A 23,834-nucleotide genomic window follows, 5' to 3' on the forward strand; every position below is an offset into this window, starting at 1 on the left:
AAATTTTTTACCAGTATTCTAAAAAATATACCATAACATCTAAAAAATAATAACTATAATGACATTAAGAAAACGTTTACTTAATTATTTTTTAGGAGGGCTATCATGAAAAAGGATATTAAGAAAATCATTTCACAAATGACATTAGAAGAAAAGGCAAGTCTATGTTCTGGATTAGACTTTTGGAATACAAAAGGGATTGAGCGATTAGGAATTCCTTCAATTATGGTAACTGATGGACCACACGGACTTAGAAAACAGGCAGAGGGAGCAGATCACTTAGGGATTTATAACAGTATTCCAGCGACTTGTTTCCCTTCAGCAGTAGGGTTAGCAAGTACATGGAATAAAGAATTAATAAAACAAGTAGGAGTTGCATTAGGAGAAGAATGTCAGGCTGAAAATGTAGGAGTTCTCCTTGGACCAGGTGCAAATATAAAACGTTCGCCGCTATGCGGAAGAAACTTTGAATATTTTTCAGAGGACCCGTATTTATCGTCACAAATGGCTGCAAACCATGTTAAAGGCGTACAAAGTCAAGGGGTTGGAACGTCATTAAAACATTTCGCTGCTAATAATCAGGAGCATCGCAGAATGTCAGTAGATGCAATTGTTGATGAAAGAACATTGCGTGAAATCTATCTTGCTAGCTTTGAAGATGTTATTAAGGCCGCACAGCCTTGGACAGTAATGAGCGCTTACAACAAAGTGAATGGTGAATACGCTTCGGAAAATAACTATTTATTAAATGATATTTTAAAAGATGAATGGGGATTTGAAGGTTTTGTCGTTTCTGATTGGGGTGCAGTAAATGAGCGTGTTGCAAGTCTAGCGAACGGTTTGGAGCTAGAAATGCCTTCAAGCTTTGGAATTGGTGAGAAGAAAATTGTCGATGCAGTTAACTGTGGTGAGCTAGCTGTAGAAAAGCTTGATCAAGCAGCAGAGCGTCTTCTTTACATTATTTTTAAGGCTTATGATAACCAATTAGAAAACGCTGTGTATAGTAAGGACGCACATCATCAGCTTGCAAGAGAAGTTGCAAGTGAAAGTATGGTTATGTTACAAAATGAAGCTTCCATTCTTCCGCTGAAAAAAGAGGGAACGGTAGCAGTAATTGGGGGATTTGCAAAGCAACCACGTTTTCAAGGTGGCGGAAGCTCTCATATTAATCCAACAAATCTTGAAAGTATTCTCGAAGAAATTGAAACGGTATCAGGTGAAAAAACGAACATATTATTTGCCCAAGGCTATGACATTGCAAGTGATGATGTAAATGAAAGCATGGTTAATGAAGCAAAAAAAATAGCAGAGCGAGCAGATACAGCGGTCCTTTTCGTTGGACTTCCAGATCGTTATGAATCTGAAGGCTTTGATCGAAAGCATTTACAGATGCCAGAAAATCATGTGCAATTAATTGAGGCTATCGCTGAAGTTCAAAGTAATATCGTTGTAGTTTTAAGTAACGGTGCTCCAATTGAAATGCCATGGATAGGTAAAGTAAAAGGAATACTTGAAGGCTATTTAGGTGGCCAAGCATTAGGCGGGGCGATTGCCGATATATTGTTTGGTGATGCGAATCCAAGCGGGAAATTAGCGGAAACATTCCCGAAAGTGTTAAGCGATAATCCTTCTTACTTAAACTTCCCTGGTGAAGGGGACAAAGTGGAATACAAAGAAGGTGTGTTCGTCGGATACCGTTACTACGATGCGAAAAATATTGAACCGTTGTTCCCATTTGGTTTTGGATTAAGCTATACAAATTTTGAGTATAGTAATCTTTCAATAAATAAGAAAGAGATAACGGATACGGACACTGTTTCTATCAGTGTGAACGTGAAAAATACTGGCAGTATAGCAGGGAAAGAAATTGTTCAGCTTTATATAAAAGATGTTGAAAGCAGTATGACTCGTCCTGAAAAAGAGCTAAAAGGATTTGAAAAAGTAGAATTGCAACCGGGAGAAGAAAAAACGGTTAGCTTTACTTTAAATAAAAGATCATTTGCTTATTATAATGTTGAATTAAAGGACTGGCATGTTGAAACAGGTGAATTTGAGATTTTAGTAGGAAAGTCTTCAAAAGAGATCGTTTTACATGATAGCATGTATGTTCAATCAACGACTATAACTCAAAAACCAGTGCATCGTAATACGTTACTTGGGGACATATTTGCGGACCCAATCTTAGCACCAATCGCAAAAGGGCTTATGGAAAAAGCATTAAAAGACAGTCCGTTTGGTAGTATGACTGAAGGGGATAGTGATGCCTCTGAAATGATGGACGCTATGCTGAACTATATGCCATTACGAGCATTAGTGAACTTTAGTGCAGGTGCTTTTACAGAAGAAATGTTAAGTGAAATAATTTGGATATTGAACGATGCGCAGATGAATTGATAAGCGGCGAATGTGAGGAAGTTAGGCGGGAGATAATGGCCCGGAAATGCCTAATTAAAGTTTTACTTTATCCATTGAACATTCTTTGTTGAATATTAATTAAGCTTAATAATTCATTGCAGGATGTTTCTCCAGCACGCAAAAAGGCAAATGAGAGTTAGAATCTCATTTGCTTTTTTTGTACTTATTTTGCTAAATGTAGAATCATATGCTTATCTATCATCTTTAATCATTGCTTATCCCGCTATTTGTGGGCAGTAAAACTCCCACTGATTAAAGTTTCACTTTATAAATATGAACGATGAGATGGCCATGAACCTTGGAGTTTACGAAGTTGTATAATTTGACCTGTATGATATGCATCGTGCAATAGGATATTCATATATTGTTGCCAAACTGGTAGAGACGGACTTGGTTGATCCAGTTCTGCTTCTTGAAGGGATGTTAATGAAGATTGTAAGGCATCATGTACTTGGAGTGTTCGCTTCACTGTTTGTTGCCAAGCATCATCATCATTAGGTCCACCTTGGAAAAACGTGTCATCATTATTTTGTGGAGCAACAAATGTGTCATCTTGATGTAAGCGGGAAAGTAAGCGCTCTTTAAAGGTTAGTAAATGGTTTGCATTTTCCCAAATCGTATTACTGGCCTTTCCTTCTGGATGCCAACATGCTTGTGCAGCAGTAAGATTCTTTAACGCTTCTGATATCGGTGGATACCATTCTTCTTCGTAAAAAACTTGCTTGACCCCATTTTGTAATATTTCTTTTTTACTCATTCGTATAGCCTCCTTAACTATGAGATAGACCGGCAATAAGTGTTAGAGAAATTAAGTAGAAACGTACCTACTTATCATCTAATTGATATTTGGAAGTCTCTAAAAGAACAATACGGCGCCGTTGTAGTAATTGCAGAAATAAACTTATGCTTTCTAAATCATTTTTCTTACTGCAATAAATTCTCCTTTCTCTTCAATAAACCTGCCTCATAGTTGAACAAGAAAATCAACTGTAGCTTAAATTTAAAAACTTGTAGCAATATAAAATTTCAGAAAGTTTTAAAATTCTAAAAAATTAGAAGGTATAATTCGATAAAAATAGAATTAAATACATAGCAAATAAGGAGGGGATAAAATGGAAGTCTTTCACGTGACGAGTAGAAAGAGGGAAACGTACAACGTTGAAATGAAGTATTCGATACTTTTCGAATGCGCACTTGGCATTGCGGCAATTACTCATAAGAGGTTAATCGATACTCTTGAAAAGACTCAAAGTGAATGGGAAGAAATAAGACAATCTTTATCACATGAAATGATAGAGCATTTACAATTTGTTGAGAAGCATAATACGTGGAAAGCGTTGCTACAGTTACTGTATGATGGAGATTTTACGGATTTATCTCAGTTTGTTCACAATATCAATTCGTTATCGGCAGTAGATTTTAAATATGTGTGCTTACCGTTTTTAGGAGAAATGCATCAAGGAAAAAGACGTTTAGCAGCAAGCGGAGAAGCATCTGTAATACACGAACTAAAGGAACTGACACATGATCATCAGTTTTTCTCTACGTATATAGAGTTTGTATGTCATGCCGATGTGCGTGAACTAAAAACGCATTTAATTGCCGTTATGACAGGGTGGTATGACAGTGTTGTTAAAAAAGAGGTAGAAGAAATTGTTTCTATACTAGAGCGAGATTATGAAGCGAAAAATGAAATGAATAAAAAGATGCAACCGGAAGAGTTTGTAGAGTGGGCAACAGGTGGCGTTACATATATGCCAGAGCCAAGTGTTCATCACGTACTTCTTATCCCGCAAATTACATACAGACCGTGGAACATAGAAGCTGATATTGAAGATACGAAAGTGTTTCATTATCCAGTCGCAAATGAAAGTATACATCCAGAAGATCCGTATGAGCCGAGTTATTTTTTAGTTCATAAACATAAGGCGCTCGGGGACGAGGCAAGGCTTCGTATTGTAAAACTACTATTTGAACAAGAACGTACGCTGCAAGAAATAACGGAAAGATTACAACTAGGAAAATCGACAGTACACCATCATTTGAAACTTTTACGTTCAGCAAAGTTAGTTGATATTCAAGACGGAAAATATGTATTGAGAAAGAAAGCAGTGCAGTCTTTAGCGAAAGAATTAGATGCATTTTTGAATAGATAATATACAACGAGAATGTACATAAAGGGAGGAATTTAATAGAAAAGTTGGTGAGCTATAGTGAAAAGTGTATTGAAAAACCGTTCATTCTTTTATATGTGGATTGGTAGTGCAATTTCAGAATTAGGCGGGGCTTTCGGGACGTTATGTAATTCAATTCTTGTATATGAGTTAACAGGATCGAAAACAGCATTAAGCAGTATGTGGTTACTATATCTAATTCCTTCTCTCATACTGCAACTTATAAGTGGCCCATTTATTGATAAATGGAGCCGAAAGTGGATTATGATTTTTTCGCAATGGATGCGGGCATCTGTTTTCTTACTGCCTTTGGTGATGCTAGTTACTAGCGGTATAGAAGTTTGGCACATTTACGTTGTCCAAATTATAGTTGGTCTCATTACGCCTCTTTATACCCCTGCGAGCCAAGCGATTACACCAACTGTTGTGAATAAAGAGCAGCTTCAAGACGCGAATGCGTATATTGATGGAATGACTCGTCTTATGATGTTTCTCGCGCCAGTAATAGGTGGTATCGTCATTAAATTTATTGGAATCGAACTTACGCTATCTTTCGTATGTATGTGTTTATTTATAAGCGGAGGATTATTGCTTTTCATAAAAGAAAAGAGGGTACAGCAAGAGATTCGAAAAACGTGGATAGAACAGTTTCTTCATGGTTTTACATACTTTTTCACAAAACCAATAATCGTTTGGCTCGGTATATTTCTTACTTTCGTTCAATTTGGAGTTGGGGTAACGATGGTTACAAACCTACCTTATATAAAAGATGAGCTGTCAGCGGGATATGCGGAGTACGGCTACTTCATGGCAGGTTTCCCACTTGGCTATGTAGTTGGATCAATATTAGTCGGAAAAGTAACATATAAAAGCCGGCGAATACTTATGCTTGGAGGATTGTTTATAGGTGGCCTTACATACATTTCTTTAGGGTTCAATCACAGTATCATAATTGCGGTAATTATTGAAGTAATTGCGGGTATTTGTATTTCATTTTTCAATGTTCATAATACGACGATATGCCAACAAACTGTCCCAAATAATATGATAGGAAAAGTATTTTCAGTGCGATTATTTTTCATACGATCGGCAATGCCATTAGGTGTGTTATTAGGGGGAATACTGAGTGAAATGTGGGGAGTGAGAGTACTATACTTTATCATTGGCTCGATTATATGTGTCACTTCTTTAATAGGAATATTGCTTCCGTATTTCAAATTTTTAGATGAGGCGATTGAGGAGAAGTCAGCATAATTCTAAAGATTTGAAACTTTATAATTGAAAACAATTATCATAATCAATTATAATAGAAGAATACTAGTATTCGTATTACAAAGAGGGAGTGGAATATATGTTTATCGAAACGAAGACATTTACAGTAAAAGAAGGTACATCTAATATAGTTGTAGAGCGTTTCACAGGAGAAGGCATTATTGAAAAATTTGAAGGATTCATCGACTTAAGTGTTCTCGTTAAAAAAGTAAGACGCGGAGACGAAGAAGTTGTAGTTATGATTCGCTGGGAATCGGAAGACGCATGGAAGAACTGGGAAACGAGTGAAGAGCACTTAGCTGGACATAGAGCGGGCCGCGGTAAGCCAAAACCAGATCATATCATTAAGGTTGAGCACGGAGTTTATTATGTGAAATCATCGAAATCGGCTTATCAACAGTCGTAAAAATACATTTGTTTAATTATATTCTTTCGAATAAATAACCATCTATCTGCTTACTGATAGATGGTTATTTATATTGAATAAAGAGAATGATTCGCCTGTGATGTAAGAAGAATTAACGGACAGGTTAAAACTAGAAATGTTATAATATAAACTCGATCAGTGAGCAAGATTAGGAGGGACAATAATGGTTCAATCGATAGTTCATATTGCATTAGTAGTAAAAGACTATGACGAGGCAATAGAGTTTTATACAAAGAAACTAAATTTCACATTAGTTGAAGATATTTATCAGCCAGAAGAAAACAAACGGTGGGTAGTGGTATCTCCTCCAGGTTCAGTCGGCACAACAATATTACTAGCCAGGGCATCTAAACCTGAGCAAGAGCCCTTTATTGGTAACCAATCAGGCGGTAGAGTATTTCTTTTCTTAAATACTGACGATTTTTGGAGAGATTATAATGAAATGATTTCAAGAGGAATAGAATTTGTGAGAGAACCGAAAGAGCAATCATACGGAATTGTTGCAGTATTTAAGGACTTATACGGAAATTTATGGGATCTGCTGCAACTAAAAGATGATCACCCAATTGCACAAAGAATTAATAGTAAGCAATGCGACTAAGCATTTCACAAGTATGTGAAAATAAAATAGAGCTAGGTATGTAAAAATTAGCAGTGTTTATAATGGAAATGTATGAGAAAAAATATAATTCAATATCGTTTAAAAGGTGTTTGCGTATTTTAGAAACTGAGAAATATCGATATATTCTTATAGGAATTCTATTACGTGCTCAATAACTTTGGAGGGTAAAAATGATAGAAAATCTTTCATTTATTACATATGAAAACCATAAAGAGTTAGTACATAAAATTCTAAATGAATATATAGCTAGGAATGAAGAGAGTGGATTAATGCTCATCGGATCTATAGCAAGAGGTGACGCATACCCCGAATCCGATTTAGATTTATATGTTCTTTTAGAGAATGGACAAAAGAAAGATTTTCATTCTGAAAAGAGAGAAGGTATTTTAATTGAATATAAGTATGCAGATTTTAATAGAATTCAATTAAACTTTAAAAATAATCCAATGGAATTATACTCTTTTCTAGAAGGAAAAATTTTATTTGATAGTAACGGTGAGTTGAAAAGGTTAAAGGAAATAGCTCAACATAAATATGAAAATTATTCTGTTTCTAGTGATAAAGTAAAAGGCATTTCTCATTGGTTACATAGTTCGCTTATTAAAATTCAGGCTGCTTTGAAAGCAAACGATGAGTTAAAAGCTTCATACATAGTTCACACATCAATGTGGACATTGCTAGAGGGAATATGGGCTATTAATAACAGACCAACACCTCCAGCTGGATCTGCTTTGAAATATATTGAAACATTATCTAAAGTACCGACGAATTTTGCAGGTTTTATAAATAAATTGTTTTTAGGTGATACGACAGAGCGTATCTCTTCAGCAGTTTTCTTGATTGAGTGGATTTTACTTAATTTGGAGAATAAATAATATGGCTATAACACTTGTCAACTTATATAGGTAAATCGATACTCCATGTCGAATTTTTCATATGATTGCATTCATTTCGAAAAACGTTCTAAGCTATAGGAAAAAGCATAAGACTATAAAAAAGTCTTAGACGGTATATCTTTCTTTACATATGTAAGTGTTATCAATATGAGTATATATACCCTCTGCTTAAAAGGAGATGAGTAAATGAAGTTAAATCATATGAATCTATGTGTTGATGATTTATCAGAAGCTAGACATTTCTTTGAAACATTTTTTGATTTTCAATTTTTGGAGCAAAAGGGAAAGGCACTTGTAGTAATGAGTGATGAGAGTGGATTTATACTTGTGCTAAGTGATCCAAAAGCATTTAAGGGGAATAAGGAAGTTATGTATCCTGAAGCTTTTCATATTGGTTTTTTAGTGGAAACTTCAAGTGAAGTTGATCAATCATATAATCGTTTAGTAGCTGGTGGCATTGAAATAGACAAGGAACCGTATTCAATGAGAGGTAGTAGTTATGGTTTTTATTTTACAATGTTTAATGGATTGTTAATTGAAGTATCTTGCCTTGACTATAGAGATGGTAAGAAAGTCTCAAAAATGAATGGCACTCATCAAGAATAATTCTTTGAAGGTGTATATATAGCCCCTTATCCAGTTTGGAAAGGGGCTTGTTATCATAATGCTCGTTATTCAAAAAGCTAAATTTAATCATTTGAACTACTCTCATTTAACAGGTTAACTAGCTGTTTTTTTAGTTAAGGTAAATAATAGGGGAAATATGGAGGTATCAATGTGTTGGCTTGAAATAAAGTTTAATCAAAAACACTCCACAAACCCATATTATATGGATTATTCTCTAGCAGTTTTCAGTTATGGTGTTATAAAAAAGTTTAATCATTTTCTCAAAGAAATCAGTTATATAGAAAAATTCTAGGTCACGGTTAAGTTTTTTAAGTCACATTTAAGTTGTTTACTTCACAATCAGTGAGCTAGGCCAAAAAACATAATTCTTAAAATACAAATTCGTTCAGGAGCTGAAATCCAATATTTTCTTTCTGTTAAATCATTTATGATGGACCTATGAGATTTCACCAAAGTCTAGTGTACTTCCTGTTTCTACTAAAGTCTTTGTATTATTTAATATCATCCACCAGGCCTTGTTGCTGTTCTCATAATAAGGATCATCTTCTTTCCATTGGTCATGAATGAGTATTAATTTCGTGCATGATCCAATAGGCTTTAGAATATAAGAAATTCTTGACTCAAATGCACGATCATCTTTCATATAAGACTTTCCAGGATAGTGAGTAAATCGAAGTAACTGATTTGGTTCATATTCCAATACGTTTCCGTATACATGCACCGTTTCATTTCCATCTAATCCAGGACCTACATATTCCAAGAGATCGCCCACTTGAAATGTAGATCGAATGATGGACCCATAATAAATTTGTTTTGTACCCTCGGGAGAAATCAATGCCTTCCAAACTACCTCTGGTGAGCCTGCAATATAAAATTCATACATCAAATTCTTCATGATTTTTATGCCTCCTAAAAATTTAATTCGCTACATGTACATTATAAAAAAACTTCACTGACAATTACGGTCAGTGAAGTGAAGGGTTTTTATAATGATTGAATAATTCAAAGCTGATAGTTGCCAATCTTTCTTGTAATAAAGTTGGTTCCAGAATGCTAATAGATTTACCATAAGGGAGAAGGAGGTAAGGTACAAAAGTATGAATAGACTCTATATCAACCTTAAAAAGGGCTTGATTGTTTTTTCGTTCTATTAAAGCATGGTTAAATAACCAATGCTGACATAAATCATCAAGCGCATGTGACATGCCTTGGATACGGACAGAAATGAGTTCTTTAAGTTGGTTTGAATCAGGTAAAATGTCTTTTAGAAAGAAAGAACGCGCTGAAAATTCCAAGGGCCGATCAAATTTTTTATCTGTTCTGGATAATGATTGAATACGATCGATTCGAAAACTTCGAATTTCTTTACGCAGATGGCAATAAGCTACTGTGTACCACTTGCCTTTCCAATAAACAAGACCATAAGGATCAATATGACGTGATTGAGGTTCGATTTCTCCACCCTTACGATAAACAATAAATAACCTATAACTTTCGGCAACAGAAATTTCTAAATCTTGAAGAATAGATTTCAAAGAGGGTTCGATAGTAGGATGGATGACTTCAAACCCTCTTAAATGACGATTGATATGATTCAATTGTTCCTCATTTGTATACATTTTTAATTTAAAAATTGATGTATCTAGTGCTTCACTAAAGGGATACCCTGCATCTATTGCAAATTTTGCAGCATGGACAAGCGCTTTCTGCTCATCCAAATTAAAAAACAAGGGTGCCTTTGTAAACTCATTCAGTAAACTGTACCCACCATTATGCCCTGCATCTGAAATAATTGGTACTCCACTTGCACACAGAGCATCAATATAGCGGTACACCGTACGAATACTGATTTCTAATTCCTCTGCTAATTCCTTAGCAGTCAATTGTTTTCTCGTTTTGAGGAGCCATAAAATAGAAAGCATGTTAACCATTTTAGACATATATAGACATTCCTTTCGCAAAAATTCAAGATAAGCATTCTACATTAGTATAAAACATTCTGCTTCTCTATTAATCATATTCCAATTACACAATCTGGCCCTGTAGTAGAGTAACTTTATTACTACCCAATAGTTCCTTAATCAGCCTTTCAGTTCCGATCTTCTTTTCATTTTTCACTATAAATACACGCTTTTAGATAAATAGATTAAAAGGGATAAAATAACGCATCTTTTAGTCAGAAATCCGACTTATGAGACAGCTCATTTATTTATTAATCTAATCGAATTTCAAACTCAAGCATAGCTTGATCTTTCATAAATGGCATACTTTCCTCTTTAAATCGTAAGCTTATTCCAGACAAATTATCAGGAAGAGTAGGGGAAACTACAAATTGGTAGCTCACATGTCCATCTGTTCCAGTCCAGCCTTCTGTCCAGCAATCGTATGTAGTATTTATAGATAATTCAACAAGGCTATGTGTATGATTCTCATTAAGTGTATTGTTTTTTGGATCCCATTCCTTATATAAATTAATTACACTAGCGTTAGAATATTGACGAATAAAGGTTACAGTATACACATTTTCTTTATGTTCATAAGTTTTTAAAACGGGTATATGTTTTTTAAACTTAGTCGGTTCGACGCGAGGTTTAAACTCATCTTCGTCCATCATAGATGAGAATAATGAATTTAAATAATCGGGATATAATCCGTTCTGCTTTGCCCAATTAGAAATGGCTTCATCTGGTGGGAAACCTGGATTCCCATTCGAAAGTTCTTTCCGTTCTTTTAATAAAGAGCAAATTTTTTCATCAATAGAAGATAAGTGTTCATCATAATGATCAGTAGGGCGTTCAAAAGGCATTCGTTGCATAATCAATCCTCTTTTCCTTTATTTTGTTTTCATATTTTATTATAACTGAAACAATTTTCGTTTTTTGCAATATAATCAATTAATTTAAATATTTCGAAAAATAGGATGTTTATTTGTTAAAATAAATATAGAAAACCATTTATTAACTATCGGCAGGTTAATAGAAAAAGGGTGTAAATAGTTAATAATGTCACAATTAAAATGCAACTAGATAGTTAGGAGGAATCATTATAATGGATACTACACAACAAAACAGTAATGCATGGGATAAGAAGGTTGAAGAAGGTTCTAGATACACTCAACCTGTAAGTAGTGAGGTTATTGAAAAAAGTAAATCAGGTGAATGGGAAATCACAGTCACCACAGAAAAATCAGTTCCTAGAGATTGGTTTCCAAAGTCATTAGAGGGATTAAAGATACTTTGTTTAGCATCAGGTGGAGGGCAACAAGCACCGGTACTGGCTGCTGCTGGAGCAGATGTAACAGTTACTGATATATCTAAGAAGCAATTGGAACAAGATGAAATGGTAGCGGAACGGGATGGATTAACTTTAAAAACAGTACAAGGAGATATGTCAGACCTTAGTGATTTTGAAGATGAATATTTTGATATTGTCGTAAATCCTGTTTCTAATTTGTTTGTAAAAGATGTTCATCTTGTATGGAATGAGATTTCAAGGGTTTTAAAGAATAAAGGTATTCTTATTTCTGGATTTACAAATCCTTTACTATGGATTTTTGATGACAACCAAGAACAAAAAGGTATTTTGGATGTTAAACATTCAATACCTTCATCAACATTGGATTATTTACCAGAGGATGAAGTTCAAGATTATATAAATTTAAATCAAACAATAGAATACGCACATACTCTAGAAGATCAAATCCAAGGTCAAGTTGAAGCTGGTTTTGTTATAACGGGTTTTTACGAGGATGATTTTGGTGGAACAAGGATATTAGATAAGCATATTAAAACTTTTATTGCTACAAAAGCTATAAAGTTAAAGGTTGATTAAAATTTTTGGCTCGTTAGTCGAAGAAGGAAACTTGAAAACAATAAAAGTTCAATATATGTCAAAAAGGATGGCAAGTGCCATCCTTTTCCTTGTGTAGTTTGAGTGTCAAAACAAGTTTTACTCCTCTTAACTGAACCCGTTATAATAAATGGTCCATCTTTTCACCTTAATTTTTCACATCATTATATAGTTCCAGCGCCTCTTTCACATTCAATCTATTTTTCACAATGCCATGAATTGCTTGAATCATCGCAGCTGGATGTTCGGATTGCCATATGTTTCGGCCCATGTCTACTCCAATTGCACCTTCTTGCAGCGCATTGTAAGTAATGTTTAATGCGTCTTCGATTGAATCTAGTTTTGGGCCGCCCGCGATTACGACTGGAGCAGGGCATGTGCTCGTGATTTTTTCGAATCCTTCGCAGTAGTAAGTTTTAATAATGTCAGCTCCCATTTCAGCACATACGCGGGAGGCGAGTGCCAAAAAGCGAGCTTCACGTTTTTGTAGTTCTTTCGCAACGGCGGTAATACCGAGTACTGGCAGGCCGTAATCGTGAGCTTCAGAGACTACGTTTGCGAGATTTGAAACAGTTTGTGTTTCATAGTCTGATCCAACAAAGACAGAAACGCCGACGCCAATTGCGTTTTGTTTTACTGCTTCTTTCACAGGTGTAACAATTGTTTCATTCGCTAAATCTTTACCGACTACAGTTGCCCCACCTGATACACGCATAACCATTGGTGTGCTGCAATTTTCAGGTATACAGGAGCTGAGTACACCTCGTGTTAAAAAGAGGGAGTCTGTATATGGAAGTAAGTTTTTAACTGTTTCTAACGGTTGTTCAAGTCCGTGAATTGGTCCTAAAAAGTAACCGTGATCTATCGCTAGCATAACCGCTCTGCCATCAGGTAAAATTGTGTTTAATCGATTTTTAAATCCCCAAGTCATTCGAAATCACTCCTTCGTTAATGTTGGATTTTCAGTTTGCACTGTATCTTTATTTGGTAAATGTGGTGACTTTATAAAAACAGCTTTAAAAGGCTTATCGGAATGGTTAATAAGATAGTGAGATTCATGAGGGCGAACTTGCAAGACATCTCCTTGTTTTATTGGAATTCTTTCGTTATTTACATAGAAATCTATTTCGCCTTCTAACGCATAGAAGACTTCTTCGCACGTTGTATGATAGTGATTTTGAAACTCTTGTCCAGGCTGAATAACGACTAGGCCAAGATCGATATTTGGACCTTGTATTAAATATTTAGGCCCGTTATCACCGAAGCGATAGGTGAAATCATCTTCATTCACTTTAAGCATAGAAATCACTCCTTTATGTAATGTGTTACAGCGCACCTGGCGCAATCCACATATGTGAGGTGAGCCCTTTATCGGCTAAAGCGAGCTGACTGTCATATACGGTTTTCCATGTTTCATAGAACTCCTTATAGAGTTCATGATTTTCAGTGACTGGCTCGAATGTGTTTTCCCACTGTACAAACTGTTTGGCAGTCTCTGCCATAGATGAATATATTCCAGCGCCAACACCAGCAGCAATTGCAGTTCCTAAAGCAGCTGCTTCTTTCACAACGGGTACTTTTACAGGAATGCCGAGTACGTCTGATAGAATTTGAGGCCATAGTTTTCCTTTAGCACCACCGCCAGCAAAAACAACTTCAGAAGGGAATGTACCTGTGAGATTTTCAATTCGTTTTAAGTTTCCAAGTGTAACGAAGGCGGCATTTTCTTCAATAGCGCGGAACATTTCTTTCTTCCCACATTTGTCAGCATCTAAGCTTAAATTTAAAAAAGAAGGTGCGGCATGACGCCAAGAGATATAGTTCATGACGTTTGAGAAAGTAGGGATAATGCCATGTGAGCCGACAGGTACGTCTTTCGCTTGTTCTTCTAACAATTCATATGCATCTACACCGAGTTTTTCAGCGAGTTTCTTTTCTTCTTGGCAAAAAGCATCTCGAAACCAGCGCATAACGAGGCCTGGGAAAAAGGCGATCGTTTCATATTGCCAAAGTTTAGGAACGACATGGCAATTTACGCGAATCGCAGCATGCGGATCCGTTATTGGTTCAGTAATGTTAACTTCTTGCTGCCAAAAGCTACCCCCGCATATTAATGTTTGATTTTGCTTAACAACTCCAGTTCCGAGTGATGCCATTTGTGCATCTCCGCCGCCAGCAACGACAGGAGTTCCTTCATGTAATCCTGTTAATTCAGCACTTCGTTTTGTGACATTCCCAATAGTTGTACCAGCTTCATTTACTTTTGGAGAAAAGGCTAGAGTAAGACCGCATTGCTCAGCGATGGAGTTATCCCAAGCTCTATTTTGTAAATCGAATATACCGGACGTACATCCATTTGAAGAATCAATTTGCAGTACGCCGCACAATTTATATAAAATCCAATCGTTTAACATCGTAAAGGAATGAATGTTTTTGTACACGTCTGGTTCATGTTTTTTAATCCAAAGTAAGCGAGGTAAAGCACCTAACGAAAAAGTTTGACCGGATTTTCTATATAAATCTTCTTCAATTTCGGAACGTATTTGTTTTAGTTCACTAACTTCCGCTGATGCGCGGCCATCAACATTTGCACAAGCCCATATTTCTTGCCCGTTTTTATCGTATAAAACAAAGCCTTCGCGCATGCTCGTTGCACTTATGCCTTTAATAGAATAGGGGGACGTATTACTTTTTTGCAGCATATCCTTTGTACATTCTTGGACGAGCTGCCAATTTTCTTTTACATCAAAATTCATAGAACCGGGATAACGACTATCGGATTTATGAATCCATTCTTTTTGACTGACTGCAAGCTGATTTCCTTGTAAATCAAAAAGGACTGCTCGAATACTTCCTGTACCAGCATCGTAAGCTAATAGAGTAGACATTAAGAGTCACCTTCCTTTCTTAATAAGGAGAGAGCAGTTTCTTCATCGGTAATTAATGTATGAATGAACTTTCCTTTTAAGGCGCCGTAAATTGCAGCTATCTTTTCCGTACCGCCAGCTACACCAACGACATGTTTCATATTTTGAAGAACAGAGAGTGGTGTGCCGATAAGACGGTTATGATGGGGAAGTTCTAATTGTTTTCCGTTAGTATTATAAAATTGCCCTAAAATATCTCCAGCCCCGTGTTGACTACGTATATAAGTCATTTCACGTAGTGTTAATTTTTCTTCTTTTACAATTGTGGCATCTTGAGATAAACCTCCAATGCCGACTACTGCTGTATGAGCAAGTGAAGCGACGTGAAGCATATCTTTCACGCTCGGTTCTGATAGAATACTTTGTGCCATTTGGGTTGTGGATGCTAGAAAAGGGGTAGGGATAATGTGAAGATCTCCTTGCATGTAGTTCAAATAGTTTTGTTTCCTCGGAATATAGTGGTTAACACCGCCTGTAAGAGTAACGATTGAAAGACTCATAGAGCTATCAAAATGAATGTTTTCTAGCATTTTACTTATTGTCTCTCCCCAGCCAATCCCAAGTAAATCACCTTGTTGCAATTGAGTTTCTAAATATTGTGCGGCAGCTTTTCCGAGTGAAAATGCATAATCCTCAGTTGGCGTTGGAATAACGAAAGCATCTTTTAGATGGAATTTTTTTATAAGGTCACGTTCGATGCTTAAACAGTGTAAACCAGTACCTTTTATGTGAAATGTGACGACACCTTCCGTCCGTGCTTTATCTAACAACCGAACGACTTTATTTCTTGAAATGTGAAGAAGTGAAGCAATTTCTTGCTGGGTTAATTGATCTTTATAATAGTACCAAGCTACTTTTGTTAACAAATTGTCTTCAAAGCTCAGCTGTGACATGCTCTTCATCCCTTTCAACAATTGACCACTGCTTAAACATATGTGCTCGTTATTTTGTTTATTCCAGTTGAAGCGATAAATAGCCCAGTGAAAAAAGTGTTCTAGATATGAAAAAAGAAATATACAATGCTACAAAACAAGTAGAACAAAAAATCATTTTCTCAAAAAATGTTCTGCATAAAGGCAGGTGACAACATGTGGAGAGCGTGCCCTTATTACAAGTTACAAAGATGAGTAAATCATTTGCAGATCAACTCGTATTAAAAGAAGTCAATTTACAATTAGAGCGTGGAGATATATACGCTTTAGTTGGAGGAAATGGTGCCGGGAAATCAACGTTAATGAAAATATTAACGGGCTTGTATTCATACGATGCTGGCAAAATGTATGTGAAGGGGGAAATACAAAAGTTTTCAAACACAGCAGAGGCGCATCAACATGGTATTTACTTAATACCACAAGAGCCGCTCATCTTTCCTCATATGACAATTGAAGAGAACATTTGTATCGGAATGAAAGCGAAAAAGAAAGAGCTTCGAAATAAAATTAAAAAGTTGCTAGAAGACTTAGGGTGGAACATTCAACTTCGTGAGCTAGGGGTATCGTTATCCATCGCCCAGCAACAATTAGTAGAAATATTGAGGGGATTAATAAGAGAAGCTGAGATTCTTATTTTAGATGAGCCAACATCGACTTTAACAACTCACGAAATTAAGAGTCTTTTTGTGTTGATGAAAAGTTTAAGAGAAAAAGGAATTGGCATGATTTATATTACGCATCGTTTTCCAGAAATCTTTGAAATTGCGAATAAAGTAGCAATTTTACGTGACGGAATGATTGTAAATCAAGGTGATGTATCAAGGTATACATATGACATGCTAATGGAGGGGTTATTACCGAAAGGATATAAATTTGAGGAGAAAAAAGAGATCATACAAGAGGAAACAGAGCATTCGGAAAAACTATTAGATGTCACGAATGCGTCAAGCTATGCGTTTCAAAATGTATCATTTACTGTACACGCTGGAGAAGTTGTTGGGATTGCTGGGATCGTTGGATCAGGTAGGACTGAACTAGCTGAATCGTTATGTGGATTAAAGCCTTTGAAATCAGGTTCTGTTTTATTAGATGGGAAATCCATTACAAAGTATTCGGTACATAAGCGAATAAAGGAAGGTATGGTGTATGTACCGGAGGATCGAGCAGGGAATGGAATTTTTTCAATTGCGTCTGTTAAAGAAAATATAACATCTGCATCTTTAAACAGTATGAGTAGCTTCTTTTTAAATAGCAAAAAAGAAAGCGCTTTATCTAAGTTGTATATAAAACAGTTTAGAATTGTTGTCCCTCATATGAATGAGAAAATGACGTCTTTATCAGGTGGGAACCAACAGAAGGTCGTGCTAGCGAAATATCTTGCATGTAATCCGAAAGTGATTATCCTTGATGAACCGACCCGCGGTATTGATGCGAAAGCAAGACTAGAAGTATACGAAACGATACAAAGTTTGAAGAGAGAGGGACTTGCGCTCATATTAATTTCTTCAGATATAGAAGAAATTGTTCAATTAGCAAATCGTGTATATGTCATGAGAAACGGGGCATTTGTTTCTCATTTAGAGAAGAAGGAAATTAGTATAGATGAAGTTACACGCCTTGCGTACGGAGGAAAGGGAGGTGTAACGGAGTGAACCGTTTATTTAAAATGCATGAGACGTCTATTATTATTTTATTACTTCTTTACATAGCCTTCGTTGGAGTGATGAATCCTAGTTTTGTTCAGTTTAGCTCTTTATCTTTAATTATGAAATCAAGCGTTATTTTAGTTATTTTGGCAATTGGTCAATCTTTCGTATTGTTTACGAAAAATATAGATGTATCAGTAGGATCTATTATGGGATTAAGCGCTGCGGTTTGCGGGATGTTGTTAACAGATGGATACAGTGCCTTTATTTCAATATTTGCGGCAATTATACTTGGTGCTCTTATTGGTATGGTAAACGGAATTGGCGTTACGAAATTTCGAGTGCCAGCTATCATTATGACATTAGGAATGCTCGGTATTATTAGAGGTGCAATGTTACTATTCACGGGCGGAAAGTGGATTGAAGATATTCCGAATGAGTATAAACAAATTTCTTCTATTATGATGTTAGGCATTCCGGTAACGGTATGGACCGTTCTTATCATATTACTACTACTATATTTCTTTTTAATGAAAGTACAAATTGGAAGATATTTTTATGCGGTCGGTGATAATGAAGATGGTGCAAGGCTTATTGGAATACATGTAGATAAAGTGAAAATATACGCGTTTATCATATCAGGCATAAGCGCTGGGCTCGCTGGATGTATATTCGTAATGAATATTGGATTCGTTCCAAATCAAACAGGTACAGGGATAGAATTGCAAGTTATCGCCGCTGCTGTTTTAGGTGGTATACATTTAAAAGGAGGAACAGGTTCTATATTTGGAGCGGCATTAGGTGCATTTTTTTTAGAAGTGATAAGCAGTTCACTCGTCTTTTTAAAAATACCTGCATTTTGGAATAGTGCTATTTCAGGATTTTTACTTTTACTCATCATCATATTAGATAGTGTCTTAAAAAAATGGAAGAAACTCCGGCAACTAGAAGAAAGAAGGGTGAATCTATGAGGGGAATACGTAGCTTGTATAGATGGGAAGGGGTTCTTCTCATATTGCTTCTCGTAGAACTCATTCTCTTTAGTTTCATAAATAGTGATTTCTTAAACATTAGTAACCTCCTTTTTAGTATGAACGATTTCCTCATTATTTCAATCGCGGCTATTCCGATGACATTTGTCATTGTAACTGGTGGAATTGATGTATCAGTAGGATCTATTATGGGGCTTACTTCGATTCTTATCGGAGCACTTTGGATGAATGGCATGCCTATACTGTTGGCCGTTATCATTGCGCTCGTAATAAGTTGCATAGCGGGCGGATTAAATGGACTTATTATAAAAATGACAGATGTAGAACCTCTTGTCGTTACACTTGGAACGATGTTTTTATATGCAGGAATCGCCCTTGTTATTTCAGGTGGTTCGGGTGCAGCGGGCTATGAAGGAATAAGTGGTTTACCAGATTCGTATGTGCAAATGGCAAATGGTAGTTTTATCGGTATACCTAATCTATTATGGCTCCTTGTCATTTTAACGATAGTATTTACGATATTGTTTCACCGTACAACATATGGTCGCCACGCAAAATTAACTGGCGCAAATGAAAGTACGGCGAGATATTCCGGCATTCGAACGAAGAAAGTAGTGATTATTGCTTACGTACTTTCTGGGTTAGGAGGTGGATTAGGAGGAGCTTTCTTAACAGCGTATTTCGGTTCAGCTCGTGCAGATATTGGAAGTGAAACGATTTTGCCAGTAATTACGGCAGTTGTATTAGGCGGCACACTTATTACAGGCGGAAAAGGGAGTATTATTGGGACAGTACTAGCGAGTATTTTTATAGGACTTATGCAGTACGGTTTGCAAATGACGGGATTAACGAATGAACAATCTAATGTAGTAATAGGTATTATCCTTATTGTTTCTGTTATTATGAGACATTTCAAATTACAACGATTCACTACGGGGAAAAGAAGGAATTTGCATAAGGGGGAAATGTCATGAAGAGAAAACTGGGGATTGTTATTATTATGTGTATTTGTTTAATCGGTTTAATTGCTTGTTCTAGCCAAACAGCGGATAAGAAAAAAGCAGATGATGTGAAATTTRCATTCATTCCGAAATTAACGGGAGTTGGCTTCTTTACATCAGGCGGTGAAGGTGCAAAAGAGATGGGAGATAAGTTAGGTGTACAAGTGAAATATGATGGACCTTCTGAAGCGAGCGTATCAGGGCAAGTAAAATATATAAACAATTTTATTAATCAAAACTACGATGCAATTATGGTTTCATCTACGTCAGTTGATGGTCTCTCGCAATCATTACAACGTGCAAAGAAAAAGGGGATGACCGTATTAACGTGGGATTCTGATGTGAATCCGAAAGACCGTTCGTTTTATATTAGCCAAGGTACACCAGACCAACTTGCAAACTTATTAATTGAAATGACTTCCAAGCAAATTGGAGATAAAGGGAAAGTAGCATTCTTTTATTCTAGCCCAACAGTAACAGATCAAAACCAATGGGTAACGAAAGCGAAAGAAATTATTAAAAAGAAATATCCGAACTGGGAAATTGTAACGACGCAGTACGGTGAAAATAATGCACAAAAGTCTTTGTCAGTAGGGGAGAATATATTAAAAACGTATCCAGATATTAACGCAGTTATTTGTCCAGATGCAACAGCACTCCCAGCAATGGCGCAAGCGGCTGAGAACTTAAAAATGGATAAAAAAGTAGTCGTAACTGGGTTTTCAACGCCGAACGTTATGCGTGATTATGTAAAACGAGGAACAGTACAACAATTTGGATTATGGGACGTAAAACAACAAGGTGCCCTCGCAACGTATGTTGCAAATGAAATTGTTGTAAAAGGGAAGAAGTTAAAAGTCGGGGATAGCTTTGAAGTAAAAGGAATCGGAAAAGTGAAAGTAGAGCCGAACTCTATTCAAGGGTATGACTATGAGGCAGAAGGAAATGGTATTATCGTATTACCTGAACGAGTTGTATTTACGAAGGATAATATTGATAAGTATACTTTCTAGTAGAAAATAAAAACGTCCGAATATATCGGACGTTTTTATTTTGTCGTTTTTTTAATCTATTCATTAATTGTGAACAGCTTCTTTTTCATTTAACCCAAGTGTGCGTCCTGTTGAAGCGTGAAGCTCTTGGAACAGTCTTGGATTTTCCGTAAGTGACACGCCGTAAGAAGGGACCATTTCTTTTATCTTTGGCTCCCATTCTAGTATACGTTCTGGGAAGCATTTTTCTAATACTTCAAGCATAACGTGAACCGCAGTAGAAGCACCTGGAGAAGCACCAAGTAACGCAGCGATTGATCCGTCATTTGCACTAACAACTTCTGTACCAAATTGAAGTGTTCCTTTCCCACCTGCATCAGTATCTTTAATTACTTGCACACGTTGTCCAGCAACGACAGTATCCCAATCTTCACTTTTAGCGTTCGGAATAAACTCACGTAATTCTTCCATACGCTTTTCGTGTGATAACATAACTTGTTGGATTAAGTATTTTGTTAATCCCATTTCTTTTACACCGGCTGCTAACATCGTTAAGACGTTATTCGGTTTTACAGAACCAATTAAATCAAGGTTTGAGCCAGTTTTTAAAAATTTAGGTGAGAAGCCTGCAAATGGTCCAAACAGTAAAGCTTTTTTGTTGTCTATATATCTTGTATCAAGGTGAGGTACAGACATTGGCGGAGCACCAACTTTAGCTTTTCCGTATACTTTTGCATGATGCTGCTCTACAACTTTTGGGTTTTTACATACCATAAATAGTCCACTTACTGGGAATCCTCCAATATGTTTTGACTCAGGAATACCAGTCTTTTGAAGTAGAGGTAGACTACCACCACCGCCGCCGATAAAGACGAATTTCGCAGTATGATGTTCGATTTTGCCACTATTCATATCGTGAACTTTTACTTCCCACAAACCATTCTTCGTGCGTTTAATATTTTCAACACTATGTTTGTAGTTTAGCTCAACATTTTTAGTTTTTAAGTAATCAAATAACATGCGCGTTAACGCACCGAAGTTAACATCTGTTCCAGAGTCAATTTTCGTTGCAGCCATTGGTTCATTAGAGTTACGGCCTTCCATAATGAGTGGAAGCCATTTTTTTAATGTGTCAGGAGCATCAGAAAATTCCATTCCTTGGAATAAAGCGTTTTTTGAAAGCGCTTCAAAACGGTTTTTTAGAAACTCTACATTTTTTTCCCCTTGCACCAAACTCATATGAGGTAGTGGCATAATAAAATCTTGTGGATTACGAATTAAGTTTTTCTTAACAAGATACGCCCAAAATTGTCTTGAGAGTTGAAATTGCTCATTTACTTTTACAGCTTTACCAATATCTATAGACCCGTCAGATTTTTCGGATGTATAGTTAAGCTCACATAGCGCAGAATGTCCTGTACCAGCATTATTCCATTCGTTAGAACTTTCTTCTCCGGCATTTGTGAGTTTTTCAAATACTTTAATTTCCCATTCAGGTGCCAATTCTTTAAGTAATGATCCTAACGTTGCGCTCATAATTCCAGCGCCAATTAAGATAACGTCTGTTTTTTGCTGCATGTTGCTCATGATAATCTCTCCATCCCCTATATTGGCAAAAAAGAGTAGGTGTTTTTATATCTAAGCCGTAAAAAGAAAACACCGCCTAGGCCCCACCTAGGTATTTACCTTTTTTGTCTCAATTATATAACCATCTCATACTCTATTATAATAATTAATAGACTAAAATATCTAGTGTTATCTGATAATTTTAAACTATTTAACGCTTTATTTTGTAGAATTCTTCTGCCATAAGGGTAAAAAGCATTGTAGTAAAGCGGAATTTGGAGAAGAATTCCAGTTTGATGTTATCTCAAAAAAACTTACTAATACTTTTATTTTTAAGTTTTAATCTTTGGGAATTTGTAAAAATCTGTTTTTATTACATCTTATTTGAAAAAAATAACAAATAAATGATAAGATTATTCTGAAAATAATTAAGGAGGGATACCAATGCTTACAAAAGAACAAGTCGCAAACTTATTTCGAAACTTTTCTGTGAATGAATGTAAAGGATCTAGTGACTTATACGAATATTTATCAATAAAAATTTCTGAAGATGAGGAAGTTCTTACGTTAGCTTCCTACGCACAACCTGGTCAACCAGTCCCAAACTTATTATTAGGTGCAGTCCATTATTTATTGTTAAAAGGAAAAGAGCACAGTTTAAAAAACTATTATCAAAGTTTAGTTGAAAATGCTGATACAAATTTTGAAAATGCCTTTCACCAATTTAAAGATTTTTGCCATGTATATCAAGAAGAAATTATCTCTTTATTACAAACAAAACTTGTTCAAACGAATGAAGTAAGAAGATGTGCCTATTTATATCCAAGTTTCTGTTACATATTTAATAAAGTGAACAAACCGTTAGCGTTAATAGAAATTGGTACAAGTTCAGGATTACAACTATTTTGGGATCAATATAGTTATTCATATGGAATGGAAGAAGTGTATGGAAATACACAATCGAATGTTCATTTACAATCAGAAATAAAAGGGGAGAAGAAGCCCTCCTTTTTAAAACAAAGTCCACCTGTTATGGAAAGAATCGGACTAGATTTACATGTGAATAATTTAAATGATGAAGAAGATTATTTATGGTTACGCGCGCTTATTTGGCCAGAACATAAAGAAAGACTTGAACTATTCGATCAAGCAGCAACGCTTGTAAAAGAAAAATCAGTACAATTAATTGAAGGGGACGGTGTAGCACTTCTTCCAGCCATTGCGAATCAAATAAGGGAAGATGCTGTAATCTGCATTTTCCATACACACGTCGCAAATCAAATACCTGAAAATGTAAAACATACGCTAGAAAAACAAATTAAAGAAATTGGTGCAAAACGTGATGTATTCCACCTATATAACAACATGTGGGACCGGGACCTTCATATTGATTATTATATTAACGGAAACGAATATTGTGAAACGGTTGGGGAAACGGAAGGGCATGGAGGGTGGTTTAGTTGGAAGCTTGGGAATGAGTCGTTCTGTTAAATGTA

General features: G+C 36.0%; 22 protein-coding genes. 13 read left to right on the forward strand and 9 right to left on the reverse strand.

Translation table 11 applies throughout. The annotated features are described in order from the left end of the window. The first annotated feature begins 105 nt into the window (after positions 1–105). Positions 106–2,394, forward strand: coding sequence for a glycoside hydrolase family 3 C-terminal domain-containing protein (locus tag AC1DKZ_RS09850; RefSeq protein WP_476996112.1), 2,289 nt, complete (start codon positions 106–108; stop codon positions 2,392–2,394). Between the two features lie 286 nt (positions 2,395–2,680). Here AC1DKZ_RS09850 and AC1DKZ_RS09855 read toward each other — a convergent pair whose 3' ends face one another. Further along, a complete protein-coding gene (locus AC1DKZ_RS09855; RefSeq protein WP_476996113.1) occupies positions 2,681–3,172 on the reverse strand; it encodes a DinB family protein in 492 nt (163 codons plus the stop codon). A 355-nt stretch (positions 3,173–3,527) separates the two neighbouring features. Here AC1DKZ_RS09855 and AC1DKZ_RS09860 point away from each other — a divergent pair, with 355 nt between their 5' ends. From AC1DKZ_RS09860 to AC1DKZ_RS09885, 6 genes are all read left to right on the forward strand, one after another. Then, positions 3,528–4,571 carry an ArsR/SmtB family transcription factor gene (locus tag AC1DKZ_RS09860; protein WP_431181864.1) on the forward strand — a complete coding sequence of 348 codons (1,044 nt, stop codon included), beginning with the start codon at positions 3,528–3,530 and terminating at the stop codon, positions 4,569–4,571. 57 nt (positions 4,572–4,628) lie between these two features. Then, positions 4,629–5,843, forward strand: a complete 1,215-nt coding sequence (locus AC1DKZ_RS09865) for an MFS transporter (RefSeq protein WP_476996114.1) — start codon at positions 4,629–4,631, stop codon at positions 5,841–5,843. A 97-nt stretch (positions 5,844–5,940) separates the two neighbouring features. Continuing rightward, positions 5,941–6,267 (forward strand): heme-degrading monooxygenase HmoA, encoded by a 327-nt coding sequence (gene hmoA, locus AC1DKZ_RS09870; protein ID WP_476996115.1) that lies wholly within the window; start codon positions 5,941–5,943, stop codon positions 6,265–6,267. Between the two features lie 184 nt (positions 6,268–6,451). Then, the gene (locus AC1DKZ_RS09875; RefSeq protein WP_016091644.1) at positions 6,452–6,889 is read left to right on the forward strand and encodes a VOC family protein; all 438 of its coding nucleotides are present in this window, start codon (positions 6,452–6,454) and stop codon (positions 6,887–6,889) included. 191 nt (positions 6,890–7,080) lie between these two features. Beyond that, positions 7,081–7,785 carry a nucleotidyltransferase domain-containing protein gene (locus tag AC1DKZ_RS09880; RefSeq protein WP_476996116.1) on the forward strand — a complete coding sequence of 235 codons (705 nt, stop codon included), beginning with the start codon at positions 7,081–7,083 and terminating at the stop codon, positions 7,783–7,785. A gap of 207 nt (positions 7,786–7,992) precedes the next feature. After that, entirely contained in the window at positions 7,993–8,412 is a 420-nt protein-coding gene (locus AC1DKZ_RS09885; protein ID WP_476996117.1) for a VOC family protein, read from the forward strand. 457 nt (positions 8,413–8,869) lie between these two features. Here the strand turns inward: AC1DKZ_RS09885 and AC1DKZ_RS09890 are convergent, their stop codons facing one another. The 3 genes from AC1DKZ_RS09890 to AC1DKZ_RS09900 form a co-directional block, all read right to left on the reverse strand. Further along, positions 8,870–9,328 carry an SRPBCC domain-containing protein gene (locus AC1DKZ_RS09890; protein ID WP_431181859.1) on the reverse strand — a complete coding sequence of 153 codons (459 nt, stop codon included), beginning with the start codon at positions 9,326–9,328 and terminating at the stop codon, positions 8,870–8,872. 70 nt (positions 9,329–9,398) lie between these two features. Beyond that, on the reverse strand, positions 9,399–10,373 hold the full coding sequence (locus AC1DKZ_RS09895) for a helix-turn-helix transcriptional regulator (protein WP_476996118.1): 975 nt from the start codon (positions 10,371–10,373) through the stop codon (positions 9,399–9,401). Positions 10,374–10,645: 272 nt separating this feature from the next. Further along, a complete protein-coding gene (locus AC1DKZ_RS09900) occupies positions 10,646–11,248 on the reverse strand; it encodes a hypothetical protein (RefSeq protein WP_476996119.1) in 603 nt (200 codons plus the stop codon). Positions 11,249–11,481: 233 nt separating this feature from the next. Here AC1DKZ_RS09900 and AC1DKZ_RS09905 point away from each other — a divergent pair, with 233 nt between their 5' ends. Beyond that, positions 11,482–12,264 (forward strand): class I SAM-dependent methyltransferase, encoded by a 783-nt coding sequence (locus AC1DKZ_RS09905; RefSeq protein ID WP_002127899.1) that lies wholly within the window; start codon positions 11,482–11,484, stop codon positions 12,262–12,264. 166 nt (positions 12,265–12,430) lie between these two features. On the opposite strand, the gene lsrF is transcribed toward AC1DKZ_RS09905, so the two are convergent. From lsrF to AC1DKZ_RS09925, 4 genes are read right to left on the reverse strand one after another with little or no spacing between them, the layout of a single operon-like run. Further along, entirely contained in the window at positions 12,431–13,213 is a 783-nt protein-coding gene (gene lsrF, locus AC1DKZ_RS09910; protein WP_242245819.1) for a 3-hydroxy-5-phosphonooxypentane-2,4-dione thiolase, read from the reverse strand. A gap of 6 nt (positions 13,214–13,219) precedes the next feature. Further along, complete coding sequence (locus AC1DKZ_RS09915) at positions 13,220–13,582, reverse strand: cupin domain-containing protein (protein ID WP_002147097.1); 363 nt, start codon at positions 13,580–13,582, stop codon at positions 13,220–13,222. Between the two features lie 25 nt (positions 13,583–13,607). Then, positions 13,608–15,170, reverse strand: coding sequence for an autoinducer-2 kinase (gene lsrK / locus AC1DKZ_RS09920; RefSeq protein WP_476996120.1), 1,563 nt, complete (start codon positions 15,168–15,170; stop codon positions 13,608–13,610). Further along, complete coding sequence (locus AC1DKZ_RS09925; RefSeq protein WP_476996121.1) at positions 15,170–16,102, reverse strand: sugar-binding transcriptional regulator; 933 nt, start codon at positions 16,100–16,102, stop codon at positions 15,170–15,172. The genes lsrK and AC1DKZ_RS09925 overlap by 1 nt, the downstream gene beginning before the upstream one ends. A 197-nt stretch (positions 16,103–16,299) precedes the next feature. Here AC1DKZ_RS09925 and AC1DKZ_RS09930 point away from each other — a divergent pair, with 197 nt between their 5' ends. From AC1DKZ_RS09930 to lsrB, 4 genes are read left to right on the forward strand one after another with little or no spacing between them, the layout of a single operon-like run. Beyond that, positions 16,300–17,793, forward strand: a complete 1,494-nt coding sequence (locus tag AC1DKZ_RS09930) for a sugar ABC transporter ATP-binding protein (RefSeq protein ID WP_476996122.1) — start codon at positions 16,300–16,302, stop codon at positions 17,791–17,793. Beyond that, positions 17,790–18,758, forward strand: a complete 969-nt coding sequence (locus AC1DKZ_RS09935; protein ID WP_113735809.1) for an ABC transporter permease subunit — start codon at positions 17,790–17,792, stop codon at positions 18,756–18,758. The genes AC1DKZ_RS09930 and AC1DKZ_RS09935 overlap by 4 nt, the downstream gene beginning before the upstream one ends. Continuing rightward, on the forward strand, positions 18,755–19,753 hold the full coding sequence (locus tag AC1DKZ_RS09940; RefSeq protein ID WP_476996123.1) for an ABC transporter permease: 999 nt from the start codon (positions 18,755–18,757) through the stop codon (positions 19,751–19,753). The genes AC1DKZ_RS09935 and AC1DKZ_RS09940 overlap by 4 nt, the downstream gene beginning before the upstream one ends. Next, the gene (gene lsrB, locus AC1DKZ_RS09945) at positions 19,750–20,793 is read left to right on the forward strand and encodes an autoinducer 2 ABC transporter substrate-binding protein LsrB (protein WP_476996124.1); all 1,044 of its coding nucleotides are present in this window, start codon (positions 19,750–19,752) and stop codon (positions 20,791–20,793) included. The genes AC1DKZ_RS09940 and lsrB overlap by 4 nt, the downstream gene beginning before the upstream one ends. Positions 20,794–20,856: 63 nt before the next feature. Here lsrB and AC1DKZ_RS09950 read toward each other — a convergent pair whose 3' ends face one another. Next, the gene (locus AC1DKZ_RS09950; RefSeq protein WP_113937557.1) at positions 20,857–22,359 is read right to left on the reverse strand and encodes a malate:quinone oxidoreductase; all 1,503 of its coding nucleotides are present in this window, start codon (positions 22,357–22,359) and stop codon (positions 20,857–20,859) included. A 423-nt stretch (positions 22,360–22,782) separates the two neighbouring features. Between AC1DKZ_RS09950 and AC1DKZ_RS09955 the strand changes: the two genes are divergently transcribed. After that, positions 22,783–23,829, forward strand: coding sequence for a DUF2332 domain-containing protein (locus AC1DKZ_RS09955; RefSeq protein WP_476996125.1), 1,047 nt, complete (start codon positions 22,783–22,785; stop codon positions 23,827–23,829). Positions 23,830–23,834 lie beyond the last annotated feature (5 nt).

It is taken from the genome of Bacillus sp. 05T21, from assembly GCF_056396785.1.